Genomic DNA, 21,213 nt, shown 5'->3' on the forward strand with positions numbered 1-21,213 from the left:
TTCCCCGTGGCGGGGGGGGAGGGGGGGGGGGGGGGTAGGCACCCTTCCTTTTTCTTTCCTCTCCCCTTGTGGGAGAGGACTAAGGTGAGGGGTGAAACCCTAGCACCGCAATCCGAGCATTACAGCCACATAACCTCAGTTCCCCTTTCTCCCTCTTGACGGGGAGAACAGAAGAGGGGGGTCAACTTGCTACATTACCCCGGCATCTTCGCCAGCGGCGCGATGATATCCTTGTCCGTCACCACATCCACCACCACTGGCTTTCGCTTGGACTCCTCCAGCGCCTGCTCCAGCGCACCCTTAAGCTGCCCCGGCTTATTCACCCGAATCCCCGCCGCGCCCATGGATTGGGCCACCTTGGCGAAGTCGACGTCGTTGAACACCCAAATCTCTTCTTTGTTCCCCGGCGCGCTGCCGTAGGCCCGCTCCACGCCCGCCCGGTCCTGGTTCAGCGACCGGTTGTTGTTGACAACGATGATGGCGTTCAGCCCGCTGCGCACCGCCGTCTCCAGCTCGCCGATGTGGTACCACATGCCGCCGTCACCGGTGAAGCACACCACAGGCCGCTCCGGCGCCGCCGCCTTGGCCCCCAACGCCGCCGGGAACCCCCACCCCAGCGACCCCGCGCATCGAATGAACGTCTGCCCGGGCTGCGTCAGGTCCACCATAGTCCCCGTCCATATCCCCGCATGCCCGGTGTCCGACACCAGCACCGAGTTTCCAGGCAGCCAATTGCTCAACTCGCGGCACAATCGCTCCGGACGAGTCGGCGCATCTTGCGACGTCATCTTCGGCTCCAACTCCTGCCGCCACTGTTTCACTAAGTCCTGCGCCCGCTTGGTCCACGACGGCCTGGATATCGCCTCCGACGCTTCGATGATCTTCCGCAGTGTCTGCCGAGCGTCCCCCATCAGCGACACCACGTTGGGGTAGCTGCGTCCCAACTCTTCAGGATTTATGTCAATCTGGATGACCTTGGTGCCCTTCTTGGGCGTCGTCCACACGTTGGTCGACTGGTCGGAGGTCTGGCTTCCCACGTACAGCACCAGGTCCGCCTCGTACACCACCTGGTTGGCGCACCACCTCGAATACGTCCCCACCACGCCCACCGACAGCGGGTGGTTGTCCGGTATCAAATTCTTACCATTCAGCGCCGTCGCCACAGGCATCGAAAGCATCTCCGCCAGCTTCACCACCTCCGCCGACGCCCCCGAGGCCGTCGCCCCGCCGCCCGCCACCATCACCGGTCGCTGTGCCTGGGCCAGCAGCCGCGCCGCCTGCCGCACCCGCTCCGACTCAGGCTCAGGCCGGAAGGGCGGGTACGAAGCAAAGGTCTCCTCAATGATCACATCATAGTCCGCCTCCACCTCCGTCACTTCCTCCCCCCGTATGCCCGACAGGTCCAGGTGCACCGGCCCGGGCGTCCCGCTCACCGCCTCGCGAAAGGCCTGCCGCAAGTGTGGTGCCAGCTGCTGCGGCGTATCGACGTACACGTTGTACTTGGTCACGGGGTCGTACAGAGGGCGGTGGTCGATTTCCTGATAGTTGTGGTTAGGCCGCTTCGCCATGGGCGCGCGTCCAGATATCGCGATAACCGGCGACGAGGCCAGGTACGCGTCCTGCAAGCCGGACGCCAGGTTGGCCGCCCCCACCGACTGGGCCATCGCCACCCCTGGGCGGTGCGTCACACGAGCATAGGCGTCGGCCATGTACGCCGCGCTCTTCTCCGAATGACACAAGATGCGGCGTATGCCCACCTTCTCCATCTCCACCAGCCCCAGCTTGAGTATGGACGGCACAAAAAACACCGTGCTGACGCCGTACCCCTTAAACGTCTCCGCAATAAACCTCGCCCCCGTCATCTTTGCCATGATTACTCTCCCTATCATCGTCATTTCGAGCCTAATCGAGAAATCCCATCAGCCCGTTATTTTTACAGCCAATATTGCTTGCTTATGTCCATCTGGCCTTTGTTTTTCTTTCCTCTCCCTTGATGGGAGAGGATTAAGGTGAGGGTGAAACCCTAGAGACACGATACTTTATCACCACCGCCTGCCACTATATTCCCTCTCAGGCAAACGCCAGCACCCGACGCGGTGTCTGTTGGATCATCTTATCTATCTGCCCCTCCGTAATCCCCACCCTCTCCATCCTCAGCGTCACATACTTCGTCAGATGCGTAAACCCGTGCCCCCCATACCTTGCCAGCCTCTGCTTGGTGCATATATCGTGCGATATTAGCACCTGGTCCTCAAACCCATGGTCCAGCACCCACTTTATCTGCTCGATACGCTGTAAGTCCGACGGCGTCGGCGCTTCGTTAAACGGGTAGTGAGTATCCTCATGGCCGAACAGGTCCCACTCCAGCACTATCCCCGTCTCCGCCAGCCTCAGCAGCTTGTCGCGATTGTACATTGTGCGGCAGACGTGGCACATAACCGTACGGCTGATGTCCGCCCCCACCGACTTCAGCTCATCGATAATCTGGAACGGTGCCTCCTCGCTGCGCCCCGGGTGGATCGCCAGCGCCGCCCCCGTCTCCGACTGCGCCCTGCCCGCCGCCCGCACCGCCTTCCGCTCGTTGGCCTCCCACGGCCACGAGCAACCAATCTCCCCAATAATCCCTGCCCTCACCCCCGTCGCGCCGACGCCCTTGGTCACGTCGGCCACTATCTCGCGAGTTATCTGGTCCTCGCTGCGCTTGCTCATATCCTTCGGATGGCTGCCCGCGACGTAATACCCCGCCCCCATGACTATGTTCACGCCCGTAGCCTTGGATATGTACACCAGCGCCCCGGGGTCCCGCCCTATGCCAATGCTAGTAGTGTCGACGATGCTCCTGCCTCCCGCCTTGGCAAACCGCGACACCTCTTCCGACGCCGCCTTCTGGTCGAGGAACGTCATATTGTCGAGGCTGGAGCGCCAGTTGTATTGCAGCCACCCCAGGTTGCTCAGCGATATCGGCGCTCTCGCCAGCGCTTTTAACTCCGGCTCCTCAGGTTCGACGAAGTTGGGGCTAAAATCAAACACCAGGTGTTCATGGCTCAGCGTCACCCCTAGCTCCGAAGGCTCTATAAGCCCCAGCACCGTCTGAATCTTTCCTGTCCTTGGCGAGGTCACTTATTTACTCCTGAACGCTCTGTATCCTAGTCCGTTCCCTCAGATCCCTTCCCCCCTTGAGGGGGAAGGTTAGGATGGGGGGTCGGGGCGGAGGGTGGGGTTTCTCATTTCATAATCCGCCACATCACGTCCCAGTCCGGCGCCAACGTCTCCGCACCGCGTTTCGTTATCACGAACCCGTCGAAAATCCTTGGCGCCCGGGTTGCCGGCACCGACGGTATCGTGTCCTTGTGCGGGTGGTACGAGAATACCATCCCCTCCTCCAGCGACGTGTCCTGGCTGCCGTGCGGCATAGCCGTGAAGAATGGCCACTCGATGCCGTCCATCCCCTGCCCGTGGAAATAGTAGTGCCACATAGGCTTGTCGAACTTCCACCCGTCCTCCAGTATCACACCGTCGAAGGTCTTGGCCAGACTCGCCAGCGTGACCCCCGGCTTCGCCTTCGCCCGTACTTCGTCCAAAGCCCGCCGCTCGCTATTTAGCAGCTTCTGCTCCAGCTTCGTCGGCGGCTTGAAAGCGCACACTACGTTTATCTCCGACCAGTGGCCGCTTTCGCCGCACAGCTCCAGGTGGAAACTCACCGCGTCGTCGCACTTCAGGGGTGTGTCGCGGGGCAGCCCCTTGAAGTTCCCCTCGTGTATCGTGGTCAGGTCGTCAAACACGCCCGCCGCCCGAAAAATCCGCGCCGGCTCCGCCGCCGCCTCCCGCTGCGACATCCCCGGCCCTACCACCTCGATGAAACGTTCCATAGCCCTCTGCGTCATCTTCCAGTGCTCGCGAAGCTGCTTTATCTCCAACGCGCTCTTCACCGCCCTCACCCGGTCCATGACATTGTCGGCCTGCACAAACTTCGCCTGCGGCAGCGCCGACTTCATGTCCTCCAACACCCCCGCCGGCACGAGCTTCCGCATCCCCGCGACGCCTATCTTGGCCCTGGTCAACTTCTTCTCTTTGATCGCCTTGATTATCTCCGACTGCGGCTCCGGCCATATTCGATAGTCGTCAACCCACAGCTTGTCGGGCATCGACGCCGCCGCGTACGTGACGTGGACGTGCACCGGCTCGCCGTCGAGCGGGAACAGGATGAGCGGGTCGCCTTCCCACACGTGCGTGTCCGTCAAATACCGAATGTACCCTCGCTCCCCCTTCCCGCCGTACCCCGCCACCACCAGCGCGTCCAGCCCTTCCGACTCCATGGCCGCCCGCAGTCTCTTGTAGCGCCCATCTCGCTCCTTCAAATCAGCCTTTATCGCCATTCCAGTCCTCCGTTTCTATTATTCTGAGTCCCCTCAAGCGGACAATGTATCTGTTTAGCCGGCAGTGCTCGGATTTTGACTACGCCTTGTGACCGCCCCTAAAGTCGCGCATCGACTTCCATGACAATCTCAGGATTTCGGTCCGTCGCCGGGTTGTAAGCCGGACGACTGCCAACCCCCAGGCCGCCATGATAGGAAGGAAGCCTGCTGTTGTCCGCGGTAAAGCGCCCCAAAGCGTGGGCCCACGGATAAAAGCCTACGCCAACGAACATTTCCTCTGGATAACTGTCGTGCCTGTATAAGCACGATGCCTGCTGTGCGGAAATGCCCCTGGCTTCTAATCTTCTCAGGGCCTCTTTTCGGTCCTGGACTGTTTCGCGTGGTATCAACGTGCCCTCGTGGAAAGGTATCCAGACGCCCTTCTTAATAACATCATCATCGGTGGGGACATACCATCCATTCTGCGGCGCCCATATCTCCCCCTTTCCCCCATGCGCCCGTTCCCATTCGGTGCCGACGTGTGAGATATAGACTAAATTCAGCCTTCCTTTGCGATCGACGCCCTTGCCACCCTCCCTGACTGTGTCCCGAACTATCTCGGCCCACCAGCCTCGACTTCGGAAGCGGTCTTCGTCCGCCTGCTGGAACGGGTTGCTGAAGTTGCCTGTGGAGTAAGCCAGCCATTTTTCGTAGCCGCTTACATCCGTTAGCGTTTGAAGTTCCCTGTAAGGCCTGCCCCAGCCGATGGGCTCAAGAGATATCAGGGCTTCTCTTACTGAAGTGATAACTTTGGCATATCGCATGGGGTATCACCGATAGGCTAGATGCCGCGGTTAGCCGCGGCTTGACGGAATTTGACCATGGCTATTCCCAAGTTAAGAGATGCGGCCATCTTATGAGCGGGTGTAGTGAGTGTCAAGCAATACTACTGAGTGTCAATTCGATCGCTGGACTATGACGACATCGCATACAAAAAATTTCCTCTCCCTTGATGGGAGAGGATTATTGAACACCTTGGAATATATAAATTTGAAATCCCGATGCTAATCTGGAAGGTGAGGGTGAAGCCCTAGCTCTACAATCCTATATCAGTGCTACCTGCCATTATTCCCTTTCTCCCATCTCCTATCTCCTCGTCCCCGCTTTCGCCCCCTCCAGCCCCCTAACCCACCCCACTACATTGTACGTCAGTTTATCCAGCATCCCTGTGTACCCGTGGTCCGCGCCCTCCTGGATAATCAGCCTCGCCCGGCCCGTCTCATTCACCAGCCCGTACATATCGCGAGCGCAGTCTCGCAGCCGAGGGTGGTCCTCCTTCGACCCCGCCATCATCAGCAGCGGGCACTTTATATCCCGCACGTGCCGCATCAGGTTGTACCGCTCCTCCGGCCCGTGCTTATCCAGGTACGCCTTCGCGCCGAACAGGTGCGGCATCGGAAAGTTCACCGCCCGCAGCGCCTCCGGCTGCCCCTTCTCCACCATCGACCGCGCCCACTCGACGTTCTCCTTGTGCTCCGACGCCGCCTCGCTCCCCATGAAGTACGAGTGCGACAGCCTCACCGGCGAACTGCTGACGACTGCCCCTACCCTCGAGTCCTTCTCGCGGGCCTGGTAGTAGGCCACCTTCACCGCCCCCATGCTGTGCCCGAACAACCCCACCCGCTTGTATCCCCTCGATGCCAGCCAGTCGATGCATGCTCTGATATCCAATCGACAAAAGTCCAGAATATCAAAGGAGTTCCCCATAAGATTCCCCGGCTGCCCCCATACTAAATCGTGCCCTCGGTTGTTGAACGACGCGCTGGGGTACCCCGCCTCCCTCAACCCCTCCCCCACCGACAGCAGCAGCTTGTTGTAATAGTTCCCACTGGACCCGTGCATCAGCAGGAAGGCGTCCACCGCCCGCTCTTTGGGCGCTGTCCCCGCCGCCTCGAAAAACGCCCCGTCCAGCGCCACCCCGTCCGACGTCTTGCACTGCACCAGCTCTGCCTTCATGGCCGCGCCTCCTTGCCCGCCTCTGCTGACGCCGCCATTGTAGGGCGAGGCGTGATACGGGGCAAGCAATGCCACCAACCAATGCCACTGAGTAATACTAGAAGTCATACTTACGGTATGATATTATAATCGCCTGAGGTGAAATATGCCCGAATCAAAAGCAGCTAAAGTCGCCATCAGCCTCCCAAAAGATCTCCTGGAAGTAGCGGACCGCCTTGCCAAGGAGCGCTCCACCACCCGCAGTGCTGTCATCGTCGACCTCCTGAAGAAGGAAGAAGAAGCCCGCATACAGGCCCTTATGGAAGAGGGCTACCGTGAAATGGCCGAGGAAAATCGCCGGATTGCCAACGAGTTCTTTGAGAAGGATGTAGCCGATTTCTTTAAGCGCACCAAGTGGGACGAGCCTACCAATGGTTAGGAGAGGGGAAATCTATTGGCTTGAGCTTTCAGAAACTACTGGCTCCGAGCAATCCGGCCGCAGGCCCTTCCTAGTTATCCAAAACGACGCTGGCAATAGCACCAGCCCTACCACCATCGTTGCGGCCATCACCTCCCAACCTCGCCGCCGCCTCTATCCCTTCCGTGTCCCCTTCACCGCCCAGGAAAGCGGACTAAATCTGGATGGTACTGTTCTCTGCGAACAATTACGAACTATTGACCAGGGGCGGCTTGGAAGCATGGTTGGGTCCCTGCCTCAGAACCGGATGCGTGAAGTTGATAGCGCACTGCATAAAAGCTTAGGGCTGGAGCACTAAATCAAGGAAGCTGAAAGCCAAGGGATGAGAGGAGCTGGTTCTGAATTTACTAGAGGGATTCTAGAAAATCGCTTACTTTCAAGAATAAGTTAAACACTCAGAGGACTCATCAGTACGCTAAGTGGAATTCCGCTTAAGGTAGTGATCAGTCACTTCTCTGATAAGGTCTGACTTCATTGAGCTAAGTTCAGAGGAAATTTCCCGAAGAGAAATCTCTCTTTCGATATGTCCCTTTCGGGTCTCTTCGATGTAATCTACCCAAGCTTTATTTTCGTCTGGAGTCAACGAAGAGATGCCAAGTTGAACAGCCCAACTTCCAGGGTAAACATCTGCCTGTGGATGCTGAGGGCTTATCACACGACTCGCTAAAACTCTGGTGGCCTTGAACTCTTCGCTCCCAGTTGTTGAGTTTCCTGTAACATACTTGGCAATTGAATTCGCCATTGATTCAATATATTTTTGTTTGGCATTGTCACAAGCTTGCTTGTATCGCTGGTCTATAGCTTCGCGTTTCTTCTTATACCATCCAAAATATCTCGGAGCCAGAATTCCGGGGTAGTCGATAGGTATAGTTAGAACCCTTTTTCCAGATCGGTTGAACTTGGTCTTTATCACAACTTTCTTCAAATTAATTACCCTTGGCTTAGTATGTTAACAATTATCTCACCAAACCTCTCCCCAAGTCCTCCACCAAGTCCTCCCAGTGCTCCAGCCCCACGCTCACCCGCAGCAGGTCCTCCGGCGTCCGGCTCTCCGGCCCCTCCACGCTAGCCCGGTGCTCTATCAGGCTCTCGTAGCTCCCCAGGCTCGTCGCTCGAGTGAACAGCCGCGTCCTCGACGCCACCCCAAAGGCCGCCTCCCGCCCTCCCTTCACCTGAAAAGACAGCATCCCCCCAAAACCGCTCATCTGCGCCTTCGCTGATCGATGCCCCGGGTGCGCCGCCAGCCCCGGGTAGTGCACCGCCTTGACCATCGAATGCGACGCCAAAAACTCCGCCACCCTCGACGCGTTCTCGCAGTGCGCCCTCATACGATAAGGCAGCGTCCTGATGCCTCGCATGATGAGCCAGCAGTCAAAGGGCGACGGCACCGCGCCCCCGTTCTGCTGTATGTGCCGCACCTTCTTGAATATCCCCTCGGACTCCCTCGCCACCACCGCGCCGCCCGTCACGTCGCCGTGGCCCCCCAGGTACTTGGTGCTGGAATGCACCGACAGGTCCGCCCCCAGCTCCAGCGGCCGCTGCAAGACCGGCGTCGCCCACGTGTTATCGACCACGCACACCGCCCCGGCCTCGTGCGCGACCTCGACGCACCCCTTTATGTCCACCACCTTCAGCAGCGGGTTCGACGGAGTCTCCACCAGCACCAGCCGGGTTTTCGGCGTCATCGACTTCCTCACTCGCTCCACGTCCGTCATATCGATGAAGCTGACCTTTAGCCCCCACGGCGCCATGATCTCGCGAAGCATCCTTGCCGTCCCGTGGTATATGTCCGACGGCGCGACCACGTGGTCCCCCGGCGCCAGCGACTGGCATACCGCCGTCAGCGCCGCCATCCCTGACGCGAAGGCCGCGCACTCCGCCCCGCCCTCCAGCTTCGCCAGGCACTCCTCCAGCATCGCGCGGTTCGGGTTCCCAGACCGCCCGTAGATAAACCCACGAGGGTAGCTGCCGTCCGTATCGCGCTCAAAGGTCGTCGCCATGTGTATCGGCGGTGTCACCGCCCCCGTCGACGCGTCGGGATGCCTGCCGGCGTGGACCGCCATTGTCTCAATCCTCATGCTGCCTCCTGTGCCCTTCGTCTTAATCGCGCTGATTTTATCACCGTGAGCGCGCTCTTTATCCAGGGAAAACTAAATACGCGCACCCGCCGCCAAATCATGACGCGTAGTTTTATGTAAACCTGGCTGGCAGGCCACTTTTCGTATTAAGCCATATGCACAAACAAAGTTAAGCCCTTAGCACACGCATTTTTCTGCCACGAGTTGTAACACTTATTTGGATAGATGCTGCGTTCCTCTCTGGAACTGTGGCTTAACACGCCATCAAGGTGAAACAAATGAAAATCAAACTTCTCATAATCGCTCTTATCGCCGCCTTCGCGGCCCTGGCGGTAGCATGCGGCGATGACGACGAAAACCCGGGCCTTTTTGACGGGACGCCCACTCCTACCCGCACGCTCCCCGGCGGCAGTGGCAACACACCCCCTGGCTTTGGACCTATAGGCTCCCCTACTCCTTAGGCCTTGCGATTGAAAGTCAATTGAAACCACTAAAGTTGTCAGGAAGAACGTGTCGCCCTGAGACCTTCTTCCGCTGAGCAGCGTTCAACGGGTCTATTTAGTGCCAAAAGCTCTTAAGGACAAATTGAGGAGGAAAAATGAAACTGAAACTTCTGGTTATTACCCTTATCGCAGCCTTCGCGGCCCTGGCCGTGGCGTGCGGCGATGATGAAACCAACACCCCGCGCATTCTTGGGACACCCACACCTACTCGCACGCTCCCCAGTGGTACTGGCACTACGCCTTCGCCCACCACTCCAATCTCTAGCCCAAGCCCCATCAGTTCCCCTAGCCCGATAAGGACAGTGACCCCCACAGCAACGCCCTAACCCCATACGCATCCGTTGCTGTTGGCCTCAATCAACGGACCGTCGGGGAAGCGTCGACTTTCTGATCGACGCTTCCCCTGCAAACATGTATCTAGGAGCCGGGCGAGCGAGCCATTTCCGCCTTGCGATACATTTCTAACAGGCCCCCAGTCACGACGCCGTCGAGGATGGATGCCATGATATGACCCTATGGGTCGGCGTTTCCTCACCCTCGGCCAAAGGGGTAGGGCATCGTTGACTGATGGACTGATATGCGGCCCGCCTCAGGCGGGCCGCATATCAAGTGTCCTGCTCCCCCTTCGCCGCCTCTATCACCCTCCGCAGCGCCTCGGGATTGCGCACCTCCCCCAGATTCACCGCCCTCTCCACAGGTGCGCCCAGCAGCACCCGCTTCACCGGCACCTCCAGCTTCTTCCCGTTCAGCGTGTACGGCACTTCGTCGATGGCATATATGACATCCGGCGTGTACCGAGGCGACAACTCCCGCCTCAGCCTCTCCTTAATCCTCGACTTCACTTCATCCGTCATCACAACCCCCTCCTTCAGCGCGACGAACAGTAGCAACTTCCCCTCTCCGCCAACCTCGCTGGTGTCTACCACCAGGCTATCCGCCACCTCCGGCATCGCCTCCACCACACTGTAGAACTCGCTGGTGCCCATCCTTACCCCACCCCGCTTCAGCGTCGAGTCAGACCTCCCGTAGATTACGCATCCGCCCCGTCGATTTATCTCGATCCAGTCGCCGTGCCGCCACACACCAGGGTATTGCTCAAAATACGCCTCGCGATATCGCGCGTTGTCGGGGTCGTTCCAGAAATATAGCGGCATGGACGGCATCGGCTTCGTTATAACCAGCTCGCCTACCCGTCCCACCACCGGCTTCCCCGCCTCGTTGTACGCCTCCACCGACGCTCCCAGCAATCGGCACGGTATCTCCCCGCTCCGCACCGGCAGCAACGGGCACGCCCCCACAATTCCGGTGCATATGTCCGTGCCGCCGCTGAAAGAGTTCAACAGCGCGTCGCCCTTCACGTGTTCGTACGCCCATCGAAAGCCCTCCGGCGGCAGCGGCGCGCCCGTGGAGCCCACGCCCCTCAGCTTCGACAGGTCATATTTCTTCGACGGCTCCACCCCCTCCTTCATGCAGCTGACCAAATACGGCGCGCTGGCGCCAAAGTAGGTCATCCCCGTGTCCTGGGCAAACTTCCACAAAGCCCCCGAATCTGGATGCGAGGGGTGGCCGTCGTACAGCAGCACCGTCGACCCCACCAGCAGCCCGCCGATGAGAAAGTTCCACATCATCCAGCCCGTCGTCGTGTACCAGAAAAACCTGTCCTCGCTCGTCAAGTCCAGGTGCAGCGACAGCGCCTTCAGGTGTTCCAGAAGTATCCCGCCGTGCCCCTGGACGATGGGCTTGGGCAGTCCTGTCGTTCCCGACGAGTACAACACCCACAGCGGATGATCGAATGGCACAGGCTCGAACTCCAAGTCGCCCGCAGCCTGCGCCTCCTCCCATAGCGCCCCCTTCCTGATGCCCCTTAGGTCCGGCCTCGCCTTCAGCAGCGGCAGCATTACCACCCGCTCCACAGACGGCAACCCCCGCGCCAGCTCCGCCACCTCCTCCATTCGCTCATAAGGTTTGCCCCTGTACACATACCCCTCGACGGCGAACAAGACCTTTGGTTCAATCTGTTTGAATCTATCGACCACGCTCTTCAGCCCGAACTCCGGCGGGCAGCTAGACCATATCGCCCCGATGCTGGCCGTCGCCAGGAACGCCACCAGCGCCTCCGGCACGTTGGGCATGTACGCCGCCACCCTGTCCCCCTTCGTCACCCCCATCCGCCGCAGCCCCGCCGCCATCGACGCCACCTGCTCGTGAAGCTGATCGTAAGTCAGGGTCACCCGCGCTCTCGCCTCCGAATACGCAATGACCGCCAGGTGGTCATCACGCCGCGATAGCGCGTGCTCGGCATAGTTCAGCAGGCTCCCCTCAAACCACCGCGTCCCTGGCATTTCGTTGCTGTTAAGGACGCGCTTATATGGCGTGTGGGCCTTAACCTGAAAGTACTCCCATATCGACGACCAGAACCCCTCCAAGTCATTCACCGACCATTGCCACAGCTCTTGGTAGTTGCGGAACCGCAGGCCGCGCCGCTCCCGAAGCCACTCCATATACCGCGTAATGTTGGCCCTGGCCTTAACCTCCGCCGAAGGCCGCCAAAGTACCTCGCTGCCTTGGTCTCTCCTCTTAGCACTCTCTTTAGGCACTCTGCCACCTAGGATTCAATGATTAGGTTGATTATATAGTCGTGCCAGGCATGGAAGGCTTGTTCTCACTGGGGTTCAAGGGTCTTCCCTCTCATCAGGTTCTCCCTCTTCTCCTATTACAAAGGAGAAGAGGGAGTTAGACGCTCCGCTACCTTAAAGCATATATCGCGGAGTCCGATGCAATCGGACCGTCCTGAGCCTGGCCGAAGGAGGGTGATGAGGTGATCCTAATTTAATCTTCCCCTTCCAGCAGAGCCTGTCCCGATGTAAATCGGGAAAGGGGACAAAGGGGATGGTATCCCGAGTACAAACAAGGCTTGCTTTTCCCGTAAAGATGGTGCCCTTTAGGACGCCGCGATTAAATCCTCCACCAGCTCCTCCAGCTTCGACTCGCTCAACAGCCCGTCCCACTTACGCATAATCATGCCGTCGGAGCGAATGAAAACAGTCCGTGGCAGCCCCGTAACCGTGTAGTCCCGCAGCACATCCCTGTTGTCGGTGCTGCCCGCGGGATAGGTTATATCCAACTCCTGCAGCAGCGCCCGGCCCTCTTCACGTGTGCCCAAGAGCAAGAACGGCCCTACGTCCAGCCCCAGGAACAGCACCCTGCCGTCGTACCGGCGGCTCACCTCCTCGATGTCCGGCATCTCGGCGCGGCACGGCGGGCACGACCCGCCCCAGAAGTTCAGCACTATAGGCTTTCCCTGGGCTATAGCCTGGCTGAAATTTATCTCCTGGCCGCCCACTTTATCCGCGCCCTGGTACATGAACAGCGAAAAGTCCGGCGCAGGCTTTGCCTCGCCGACTCCCCCGCACGCCGAAAGTACCGCCAGTACCCCAGCGACGACCATAAAAACCGCGAATTGCTTGAAAAACATCAGGGCTGCTTCTTCGCTGTCCGCGACCAGTAGGCCCACCGCATCGCCTCGCACTCCTCCGTCAGCACACCTCGAATAACCTCAATGTCGTTGCGGCCCACCAGCGCCAGCGCCTTTTCTAGGCTGTAGTCGCCCACCTTGCCCACGCTCTTGTGGTAGTTGCCGCCCAGCACCACCCTTTTCACCCCGGCGATGGCGATGGCCCCCGCGCAAATCATGCACGACTCGCCGGTGCTGTACAGTGTCGATCCCGTCATATCCAGGTGCCCCAGCGCCTGCCCCGCCCGCTTCAGCGCCACCGTCTCGGCATGAGCGCAAACGTCCAGGTCAGGTATCGCCGTGTTGTACGCCTTCGCGATGACCTTACTATCCAGCACCACCAGCGACCCCACCGGCGGGTTGCCGCCCTTCTCCCCCTCTCGGGCCACAGCTATCGTCATGCGCATATACTTTTCGTGGTCTATTGCTCTACTCGCTACCATGTGGAGACGACTATAAAGAGCTTTTTATTATCTGGCTCGTAGCTTGCCGAGGCTCCTTCAACTCGCCTCGCGCCACCTTGGCCCGGTACTCCCACGTCATCGCCTCACACTCCTCCACCAGCACGCCCCGCACAACTTTAATGCTCGACCTCTCCACCAGCGCAAACGCCTTCTCGACGCTGTAGTTCCCATACCTGCCCCAGTTGGGGTTGTAGTTGCCACCCATGACCAGAGTCTCCACGCCCGCAAACACAATCGCCCCGGCGCACATCAGGCACGGCTCATAGGTGGTGTACAGAGTGCAGCCCGTGAAGTCCAGGTGCCCTAGCTTGGGCCCGCCGTTCCGCAAGGCCACCGTCTCCGCATGGGCCGTCACGTCCAGGTCGCTGTTCGCCAGGTTGTGCCCCTTGGCCACCACCTTCCCCCCCTTGACGATGACCGACCCCACCGGCGAGTTCCCCAGCTTATTCCCCTTCCTCCCCTCCTCAATCGCCATCCGCATGTAGCCTTCATGTTCATTGGGCATTGGACACCTCCCTCTCCATTGTCATTCTGAGCGAAGCCCGCCGTAGGCGGGCGCAGTCGATGAATCTGGCCCCACTAAAATCCAGGTCGCATCTCCTGCTAGACAAATCCATCACTTGTGTAAGGGCGAGGCCTCCTCACCCTTCCCCCCTCAATCAAACTTATACACCTTCGCCGTATTCCCTCCCGCTATCTTCGCCCGCTCCTTCTCCGGCACCCCCTTCAGAATCCTATCCAGTATCTCCAGCGACTTCGGGAACGTCGATTCCGAGTGCGGGTAGTCGCTGCCCCACATCAGGTTGTCGACGCCGATGACATGGCGGAACTGGATCCCCATGGCGTCTTCCTGGAAGCTGTGATACACGTTGCTGCGCATGAAGTCGCTGGGCGTGGCGTCGGTCTTAAACCGCATGGGCAGCGACTGCTGCTTCTCTCGATACGCCACGTCGATTCGATGCATAAAGAACGGCAGCCAGCCTAGCTCGTGCTCCACATTGGCGAATTTGAGCTTTGGATGCCTCTCCAGCACCCCCGAAAATATGATATGGCACAGGCACATCCTTGCCCAGTAGTCGTGCTGCACCCACGACGCGATTCTCCCTGCCGAGTCCCCCCGCAGCCCGGGGTCCGTGGTCGGGCGGTTGGTGGTCACGTGCAAGTTCAGCGTTACATCCAGCTCTTCCGCCGCCGACCAGAAAGGCTCGTACAGCGGCTTGTCGTAGGTCAGTCCCACCCTGGGGTAGCTGCTGATCATCGCGCTGGTCAGCCCCATCTCCGCGATGCGCCTCAACTCTTCGACAGCCTGCCCCACGTTCTCCTCCACCAACAGCATGGCCGCCCCTTTCAGCCGCTTGCTGTCCGCCGAACAGAACTCCGCCAGCCAGTCGTTATACGCCGCGAAAGTTTCCCGCGTCAGTTCCGGGTCCTCCAGCTTCTCGTACAGCGACAGCCCGATGGACGGATAGACCACGCCGCCATAAACCCCATCCTCGTCCATATCCTTGACGTGCTCGACGGGGATATAACCGCCCGGTCGTACCGCGCCGAACTTGCCTTCTTGAATAATATCCTGAGGCCGCTCGAACCTCAGCCCCGCCTGGGTTATGGCCCCCACGGGCGCGGCCTTCTTGTTCTCCGCGTACCAGAAGTCGAAGGGCTCGCCCTCCACCAGGTGAGGTATCTTGTCGCCGAACCTGGCCCTGTCCATCCTCTCGACCCACAGGTTGGGCGGCTCTACCACGTGGGAGTCCGATGAAATAACCTTGTAGTTAGCCATCTCAGTCCCTCCTGTTTAAAATTGCCTTGATATCCCTATCGCCAAGTTGGACACTAGCGTCCACGCGATGACCAATATGCATCATTATTGGGGTTCATCTGGTTAGCATGATTGTCCATAGCTGCCTGATAAGTATCGTTATTAGGGTTCATAGAATCTGACCGGTCATCGTTTGGTGACCTATCTGACTCGCCATCATAATCTCCATCATCCCAAGATTTCCCCTCACTCCCGGCGGTCTTTTGTCTTGCCATTTCTCTGACAGTGCTTTCTTTTAAGAGGGTGTTGCGAGTGTTTCTGTCAGGGCCAGGTACAATGGCTTCTAATGGATCAACTATATTCAATTGCGATTGCTCCTTTAAGCCAACCGTACGCAACTTAATGTCCATTACAAGATGATATTGAGGCTGAATGCTGCGCCACTTTCTTTCTCCTCTCTTCCATCCCTCCTCTGTCTCACGCCCTTTCATAATCCATGCGATGTAAGCTGCTAATTCTTCACGAATATACGGCGCGATTTTCTCACTGGCTCGGTTTATCCATGTTTCAATTGCTGTACTTCGCTTGTCGGCGTCCGGTTCACACAGAGCGTCATACATTTCGTCTCCTAAACGACCGAAGACAGTTGCCATGGATCACTCCCTGAAGAAGGTTGCGCCGACTATCTTACACTAACCCGCTGGCAGCACTCGAAATAAAAGGTTTTCCATGTTAGGTGGCCATACGCTGCAGCAAGACGGTGACCTACCTCTACACCCCACCGCCCACTCCCAACACCCCCGCCTTCTCCGCCGCCGATACCAGCTCTTTCTTTTGCTCCCTGCTCAGCGGCAGTATGGGCCTCCTCGGCTCCCTGCACTCGACGCCGTATTTGACGTCGCACAGCGCCTTGCATGTCGCCTGCATCCCGTACTTGGCCGCCAGGTCGATTAACACATTGGCCTTGTCCTGCCACTTCTGCGCCTCAGCCATGTTCCCCTTCTGGTACGCCCGATACGCGTTTATCCATAGCTCCGGCGATACCGTCAGCGGCCCGTCGACCACCCCTACGCCCCCCGCCGCCAGGCACGACAGGAACAGCGACCCGCTCCCCGTGAACACATCCAGCCCTATGGCCTTGAACCGACGCGTGTTATTGAAGTCCGGCGCCGAGTGTTTGACGCCCACAATCTGCGGCACCGCCTTCTTGATTCGGTCCAGCATCGGCGCCGTGAACTCCACCTGGGTGTACCTGGGCTGGTTATAGACAAAGAACGGCAGGTCGCCCGCGGCATCGGCCACCGCTTTGTAGTGCTCGATGATCGCCTGCTCCGACGGCCCGTAGAAGAAGGGCGGCACGCAGGCGATGGCGTCGGCCCCGGCCCGCGCCGCCACCCTCGCCATCCGCACCGACGCCGCCGTGGTCAGCGTTCCCACATGAATAATCGACTTGGCCTTGCCCTTGCACAGGCCTACCGATATCTCTGACGTCCGGTTGACCTCCTCTTCCGTCAGCAGCACGCTCTCTCCCGTCCCGCCGCTGACCCAGAAGCCATCGACTCCGGCCTTGATGTTCGACTCCATTATCTTGATAAAGGCCTTCTCGTTGAACTTGCCCTCCGGCGTGAAAGGCGTAATAGTCGCCGCGACGACCCCCTTAAACTGGCCCATTATGAGCCTCCTTTTCCTGTTTCGATTATAAGCTCGCCCAGTGATCCCACCGACGCCTTGTGCCCCGGCAGCACCACCACCGACGAGTCGTACTGGCATATCATGGCCGGCCCGACGATGACATTATTGCGCAACAGCCTGGCCCTGTCATAGTGGGGGCACTCCAGCCATCCCTGGGCCTGCTTGAAAAATACCTTACGATTTCCTAACAACGCCCTCGACGGGTCCTTCCCGCCCTCCGCTATCATCGCCGGCTCCGGCTTGGGCACCCGCCCAATGCCCCGCGCCTTCACGTTCACCACCTCAACCGCCGCCCTGGGGTCGGCGTGGCCGTAGTTGCGCTCGTGCGCGCGATGGAACTCCGCCGCCACCGCCTCCAACTCCCCCGCCGTCTTCAATCCCGACGTGACCGCTATCTCCAACTCGAAGTTCTGCCGCACGTACCGCATCTCTAGATATTTCTCGATAATCTGGTCCTTCTCGGCGATTTTCTCCTGTCGCAGCGTGCGCCGGCACTCCTCCACCTGCGCCTCCAACCCCCCGCGAATCGCCTCCAGGTTCTGCGGCGTCGCCCTCAGGAACCGTGTCGCCGACGCGCTGGTCTGGATGTCGCTGATGACCAGCCCCAGCGCCGAGAATAGCCCCGGGCTCGGCGGCACCACAATTCGGCCCACCTCCAGCTCCTCCGCCAGGTCGCCGGCGTGCAGCGGCCCCGCCCCGCCGTGGGCCACCATCGCGAACTGGCGAGGGTCGAACCCCCGGCTCACCGACACCACCCGTAATATACGCACCATGTTGGCGTTGACGATGTCTAATATCCCCTGCGCCGCCTCGTGGGCCGACATCCCCAGCTTCCGGCCCAGCTTCTCCTCGATAGCCTTCTTCGATAGCTCGGGCTTCAGTGTCATCCGCCCGCCGAGGAAGAAGTCCGGCGCGATGCGCCCCAGCGTTACGTTGGCGTCGGTCACCGTCGGCTCCGTGCCCCCCGAGTCGTAGCACACCGGCCCTGGCACTGCCCCCGCGCTCTGCGGCCCCACCTTCAGCAAGCCTGCCACGTCCACCCACGCCACGCTTCCCCCACCCGCGCTGCACTCCACCAGGTCTATTGACGGCGTCCGCACCGGCAGGCCCGTGATCCGCACCCCGTAATAGCCCGTCGCCTCCTTGCCTATCTCCAGCATGTTCGCCATGGACGGCTTCAGCCCTCGAATCAGGCTGGCCTTGGCCGTCGTCCCACCCATGTCAAACGATATCAAGTCCTTGAACCCGACACGCCGCCCCAAATCAATCGTCGCCAGCACACCCGCCGCCGGCCCCGATTCAATGGTCAGGTGCGGCCTCTCCACCGACACCTGCGCGCTGGCCATCCCACCTGAGGACTGCATTATGTAAAGATTCGGCGACGGCCTCTGCCGCTCCGTCAGCCCCTTCTGTAGGTTGCCGACGTATCGTTTAAATACCGGCCCGATGTACGCCACCGCTGTCGTCGTGCTGCTGCGCTCGAACTCCCTGAACTCCGGCGATATCTCCGACGACACCGCCAGGTACGTCCCCGACATCGCCTCCTGCAAAATCTCCTTGATACGCTTCTCGTGCGACGCGTTGACATAGGAGTTAAGCAAGCACACCGCCACCGCCTCCACACCCTCCGCCTTCAACGTCTCGATGCACTGGTACACGTCGCTCTCGCTCAGTGGCGTCACGACTTTCCCCTTGCTGTCGGTGCGCTCCGTCACCTCCAGCCGCAGGTATCGAGGCGCCAGCGGCTCCGGCCTGTCCACGTCCCACTTGTAGAAATGCGGCCGCGTCTGCCGCCCGATAGCCAGCACGTCCCTGAAGCCGCGAGTCGTTATAAGCCCTATCTTCGCGCCCGTCCTAGACAAAATCGCGTTGGTGTTCACCGTCGTCCCGTGGGCCACCATCCACAACCCCTTCAGCCCGCCTCGCTCGCCGCCGAAGTGGTCGATGCCGTCCAGCACCGACCTCGACGGGTCCTCCGGCGACGACGGCGTCTTATATACGGATAGCGAGCCCGAGTCTTCGTCAAACAAGATGTGGTCGGTAAACGTCCCGCCCACATCCACACCAATCCGCAATCTGGGCACTAACAGCTCCTCCCGATTTTGTCGTTCTGAGATGGGGGCCGTTCACCCTGAGCCTGTCGTAGGGTCGGCCCGTAGCAAAGAATCCGTTGTGTCTGCAACCTACTTCTCGCATCCATCAGTTAGGCACCGCCTGCTAATGTAAGGGCGAGGTCGCCTCGCCCTTCCCATCTGGTCCTCTCTCCCCTTGAGCGCCTGCTCTCCTTAAGGATTGATGTGCATAAAAGGACTGACGGGTACCGAGAAAATTCCTTCTCCCTTGATGGGAGAAGGCGCAGGTTGAGGGTGAAACCCTGGACAAACGATATTTTATCAATACCACCTGCCACGCTGCGTTCATCCCTTCCCCTTCCTACCCCTCAGCCTCCGCGTCTCCTCCACATCCAGCCGCCGACGCCCCAAATCCACCGCCACCCCGTAATCCCGCTTCGCCGACTCCACCGACACCAGCCCATTCACCACGTCCGTCAGCACCGACTCCGGCTCTCTATCAAATGGATGCCCATACCCGCCGCCGCCCCCTGCAAAAATGCTAACGATGTCCCCGGTCTTGGCCGGCACAAACGTAGCCTCTCGATGTATCTCTTCGTGGTCCGCCGAGTCCGGCGACTTCATAATCCGAGTCAGCGTCCCCTTGTTGCCCCCCAGCAGCCCCGGCCCGGGTATCTTGTGCCGGTTCGAGTGTGTCCCGACATACGAATCGATCAGCATCCGCCAGTCCTTGCGTATGCCCACGCCTCCCCTAAACTTCCCCGGCCCCCCCGAGTCCCTCACGTACTCCAGCCGCTCCGCCATCATCGGGAACTCCTGCTCCATCGCCTCCACGGGCAGATTGGACGTGATATGCACGCCGTTGACCCCGTCCTTATTGGGCCGCGCTCCGCCCCCGCCGCCGACGGTCTCGTAGTAGATAAACGAACGAGGCGACGGCGCGCTGAACCCCATCCCGTGGGTCCCGTGCCCGCCCGCCTCGATGCCCTTCTTCACCGCCCCCGACAGCGCTTCGAACAGCGAGTCCGGTATCTGCGACGCCACTTCATATCGCGCTCCCAGCGGCGACGGCGCTTTGCAGTTCACCAGGCACCCGTCAGGCGCGGTGACCTTTATGGCGCGAGCAAACCCTGCGTTGGGCTGTATATCGGGGTCAAGAATCGAACGAAATACCCAGTACACCACCGTCAGAGTCCCGTGCATCGGATTGTTGATGCCGAATTTGGCCGGTCCGCCTGTCCCTGCGTAATCGACCAGCACCTCCGGCTTCGGCTTGTGCTTGACGGTAATCTTGACCTTGATGGGTATCGGCTCGTCGCTGTCCATGTCGTCGTCCAGCGCGTCCGACGCCGAATACTCCCCCTCCGCCAGCGACGCTATCCCGTGCCGCGCCTTCCGCTCGGCGACGTTCAGCAGTTCCTCCAGCGCCCGCACGATAACCTCGCCGCCGTACTGCGCCGCCAGCTCATTCATGCGGCGCGCCCCCAGGAACAGTGACCCGCAGTGCGCCCTTATGTCCCCGTCCCGATTGTCCGGGTCACGCACGTTCAGCAGCACAATGTCTAAAATATCCTGCTGTAATTCGCCAGCCTTATATAGCCGTACCGGCGGCAGCCGCAGCCCCTCTTGATATATCTCCGTGGCGTCGCCCAACGCCGCCTGCCCCGGCGCCTTGCCCCCCACGTCCGGCCAGTGCCCCGTGTTCCCCACAAAGGCCACCAATCGCCCTTCGTGGAACACCGGCGCGACAAACGTCACGTCCGCCAGGTGCGACGGCCCGCCGCTGTACGGGTCGTTGACGATAAACACATCGCCCTGCTGTATGCTCTCGATGGGAAACCGCTTGAGTATCGCGTCACCGGTAAACAAGAATGACCCCAGGTGCATGGGCAGGCTCATGTCGCTGATGCATACCACCTGCCCCTTACCATCCATCACCACCGACGAGCAGTCCTGCCGCTCCTTTATGTTGGTCGAGTACGCCGACTTGATAAGCCCCACCAGCACCTCGTCCGCTATTGACGCCAGCGCGTTGCCTATGACTTCGACGGTGATGGGGTTCAGCCTGGTCTTAGCCACCAATGCCCTGCCTCGCGAATTAACAGGCGTCGAAATTCGACGCCTGTCTAAGCATAGAATAGGTTAGCGTAGAGAGGGTGTCAACTTTGAAAATTGCCGTTTGGCTCTCTAAACAACTTTGCAGGAGAATTTATCTGCTAATCACAGGAGTCCGGGGAGAACCTGTTTCCATAGTGGGGCTGATGGGTCTGGTTCTCCCCCTTTTCCTCGTGAGGAAAAGGGGG

19 protein-coding genes are annotated in these 21,213 nt (G+C 59.7%); 3 read left to right on the plus strand and 16 right to left on the minus strand.

From position 1 onward, the window contains the following. Window positions 1–194: 194 nt before the first annotated feature. The 5 genes from FJ320_10365 to FJ320_10385 all read right to left on the minus strand — a co-directional run bounded on the left by FJ320_10365 (window position 195) and on the right by FJ320_10385 (window position 6,479). Entirely contained in the window at window positions 195–1,895 is a 1,701-nt protein-coding gene (locus FJ320_10365; GenBank protein ID MBM3926364.1) for a thiamine pyrophosphate-binding protein, read from the minus strand. A gap of 175 nt (window positions 1,896–2,070) precedes the next feature. Then, window positions 2,071–3,120 (minus strand): aryldialkylphosphatase, encoded by a 1,050-nt coding sequence (locus FJ320_10370; GenBank protein ID MBM3926365.1) that lies wholly within the window; start codon window positions 3,118–3,120, stop codon window positions 2,071–2,073. Window positions 3,121–3,224: 104 nt separating this feature from the next. Beyond that, entirely contained in the window at window positions 3,225–4,376 is a 1,152-nt protein-coding gene (locus tag FJ320_10375; GenBank protein ID MBM3926366.1) for an aminopeptidase P family protein, read from the minus strand. Window positions 4,377–4,474: 98 nt separating this feature from the next. Further along, window positions 4,475–5,179, minus strand: a complete 705-nt coding sequence (locus tag FJ320_10380) for a hypothetical protein (GenBank protein ID MBM3926367.1) — start codon at window positions 5,177–5,179, stop codon at window positions 4,475–4,477. A gap of 322 nt (window positions 5,180–5,501) precedes the next feature. Then, complete coding sequence (locus FJ320_10385) at window positions 5,502–6,479, minus strand: alpha/beta fold hydrolase (protein MBM3926368.1); 978 nt, start codon at window positions 6,477–6,479, stop codon at window positions 5,502–5,504. A 37-nt stretch (window positions 6,480–6,516) separates the two neighbouring features. Here FJ320_10385 and FJ320_10390 point away from each other — a divergent pair, with 37 nt between their 5' ends. After that, entirely contained in the window at window positions 6,517–6,789 is a 273-nt protein-coding gene (locus FJ320_10390; protein ID MBM3926369.1) for a CopG family transcriptional regulator, read from the plus strand. Then, on the plus strand, window positions 6,782–7,126 hold the full coding sequence (locus FJ320_10395) for a type II toxin-antitoxin system PemK/MazF family toxin (GenBank protein MBM3926370.1): 345 nt from the start codon (window positions 6,782–6,784) through the stop codon (window positions 7,124–7,126). The genes FJ320_10390 and FJ320_10395 overlap by 8 nt, the downstream gene beginning before the upstream one ends. A 117-nt stretch (window positions 7,127–7,243) precedes the next feature. Here FJ320_10395 and FJ320_10400 read toward each other — a convergent pair whose 3' ends face one another. Then, a complete protein-coding gene (locus FJ320_10400; protein ID MBM3926371.1) occupies window positions 7,244–7,741 on the minus strand; it encodes a hypothetical protein in 498 nt (165 codons plus the stop codon). Between the two features lie 43 nt (window positions 7,742–7,784). Beyond that, window positions 7,785–8,906 carry a PLP-dependent transferase gene (locus FJ320_10405; GenBank protein MBM3926372.1) on the minus strand — a complete coding sequence of 374 codons (1,122 nt, stop codon included), beginning with the start codon at window positions 8,904–8,906 and terminating at the stop codon, window positions 7,785–7,787. A 278-nt stretch (window positions 8,907–9,184) separates the two neighbouring features. Here FJ320_10405 and FJ320_10410 point away from each other — a divergent pair, with 278 nt between their 5' ends. Next, on the plus strand, window positions 9,185–9,367 hold the full coding sequence (locus FJ320_10410; GenBank protein MBM3926373.1) for a hypothetical protein: 183 nt from the start codon (window positions 9,185–9,187) through the stop codon (window positions 9,365–9,367). 647 nt (window positions 9,368–10,014) lie between these two features. Here the strand turns inward: FJ320_10410 and FJ320_10415 are convergent. From FJ320_10415 to FJ320_10455, 9 genes are all read right to left on the minus strand, one after another. Next, entirely contained in the window at window positions 10,015–12,006 is a 1,992-nt protein-coding gene (locus FJ320_10415) for an acetoacetate--CoA ligase (protein ID MBM3926374.1), read from the minus strand. Between the two features lie 344 nt (window positions 12,007–12,350). After that, window positions 12,351–12,884 (minus strand): TlpA family protein disulfide reductase, encoded by a 534-nt coding sequence (locus FJ320_10420; GenBank protein ID MBM3926375.1) that lies wholly within the window; start codon window positions 12,882–12,884, stop codon window positions 12,351–12,353. Continuing rightward, entirely contained in the window at window positions 12,884–13,366 is a 483-nt protein-coding gene (locus tag FJ320_10425) for a nucleoside deaminase (GenBank protein MBM3926376.1), read from the minus strand. Before FJ320_10425 ends, FJ320_10420 begins: the two co-directional genes overlap by 1 nt. 10 nt (window positions 13,367–13,376) lie before the next feature. After that, on the minus strand, window positions 13,377–13,892 hold the full coding sequence (locus FJ320_10430; GenBank protein MBM3926377.1) for a nucleoside deaminase: 516 nt from the start codon (window positions 13,890–13,892) through the stop codon (window positions 13,377–13,379). A 150-nt stretch (window positions 13,893–14,042) separates the two neighbouring features. Continuing rightward, window positions 14,043–15,167, minus strand: coding sequence for an amidohydrolase (locus FJ320_10435; GenBank protein MBM3926378.1), 1,125 nt, complete (start codon window positions 15,165–15,167; stop codon window positions 14,043–14,045). 53 nt (window positions 15,168–15,220) lie between these two features. After that, window positions 15,221–15,799 carry a hypothetical protein gene (locus FJ320_10440; protein MBM3926379.1) on the minus strand — a complete coding sequence of 193 codons (579 nt, stop codon included), beginning with the start codon at window positions 15,797–15,799 and terminating at the stop codon, window positions 15,221–15,223. 118 nt (window positions 15,800–15,917) lie between these two features. Further along, window positions 15,918–16,916, minus strand: coding sequence for a dihydrodipicolinate synthase family protein (locus FJ320_10445; protein ID MBM3926380.1), 999 nt, complete (start codon window positions 16,914–16,916; stop codon window positions 15,918–15,920). Continuing rightward, window positions 16,817–18,922 carry a hydantoinase/oxoprolinase family protein gene (locus FJ320_10450; protein ID MBM3926381.1) on the minus strand — a complete coding sequence of 702 codons (2,106 nt, stop codon included), beginning with the start codon at window positions 18,920–18,922 and terminating at the stop codon, window positions 16,817–16,819. The genes FJ320_10445 and FJ320_10450 overlap by 100 nt, the downstream gene beginning before the upstream one ends. Window positions 18,923–19,255: 333 nt before the next feature. Continuing rightward, complete coding sequence (locus FJ320_10455) at window positions 19,256–20,989, minus strand: hydantoinase B/oxoprolinase family protein (GenBank protein MBM3926382.1); 1,734 nt, start codon at window positions 20,987–20,989, stop codon at window positions 19,256–19,258. Window positions 20,990–21,213: the final 224 nt, after the last annotated feature.

Source organism: SAR202 cluster bacterium, from assembly GCA_016872285.1.
GTDB lineage: Bacteria > Chloroflexota > Dehalococcoidia > Lucifugimonadales.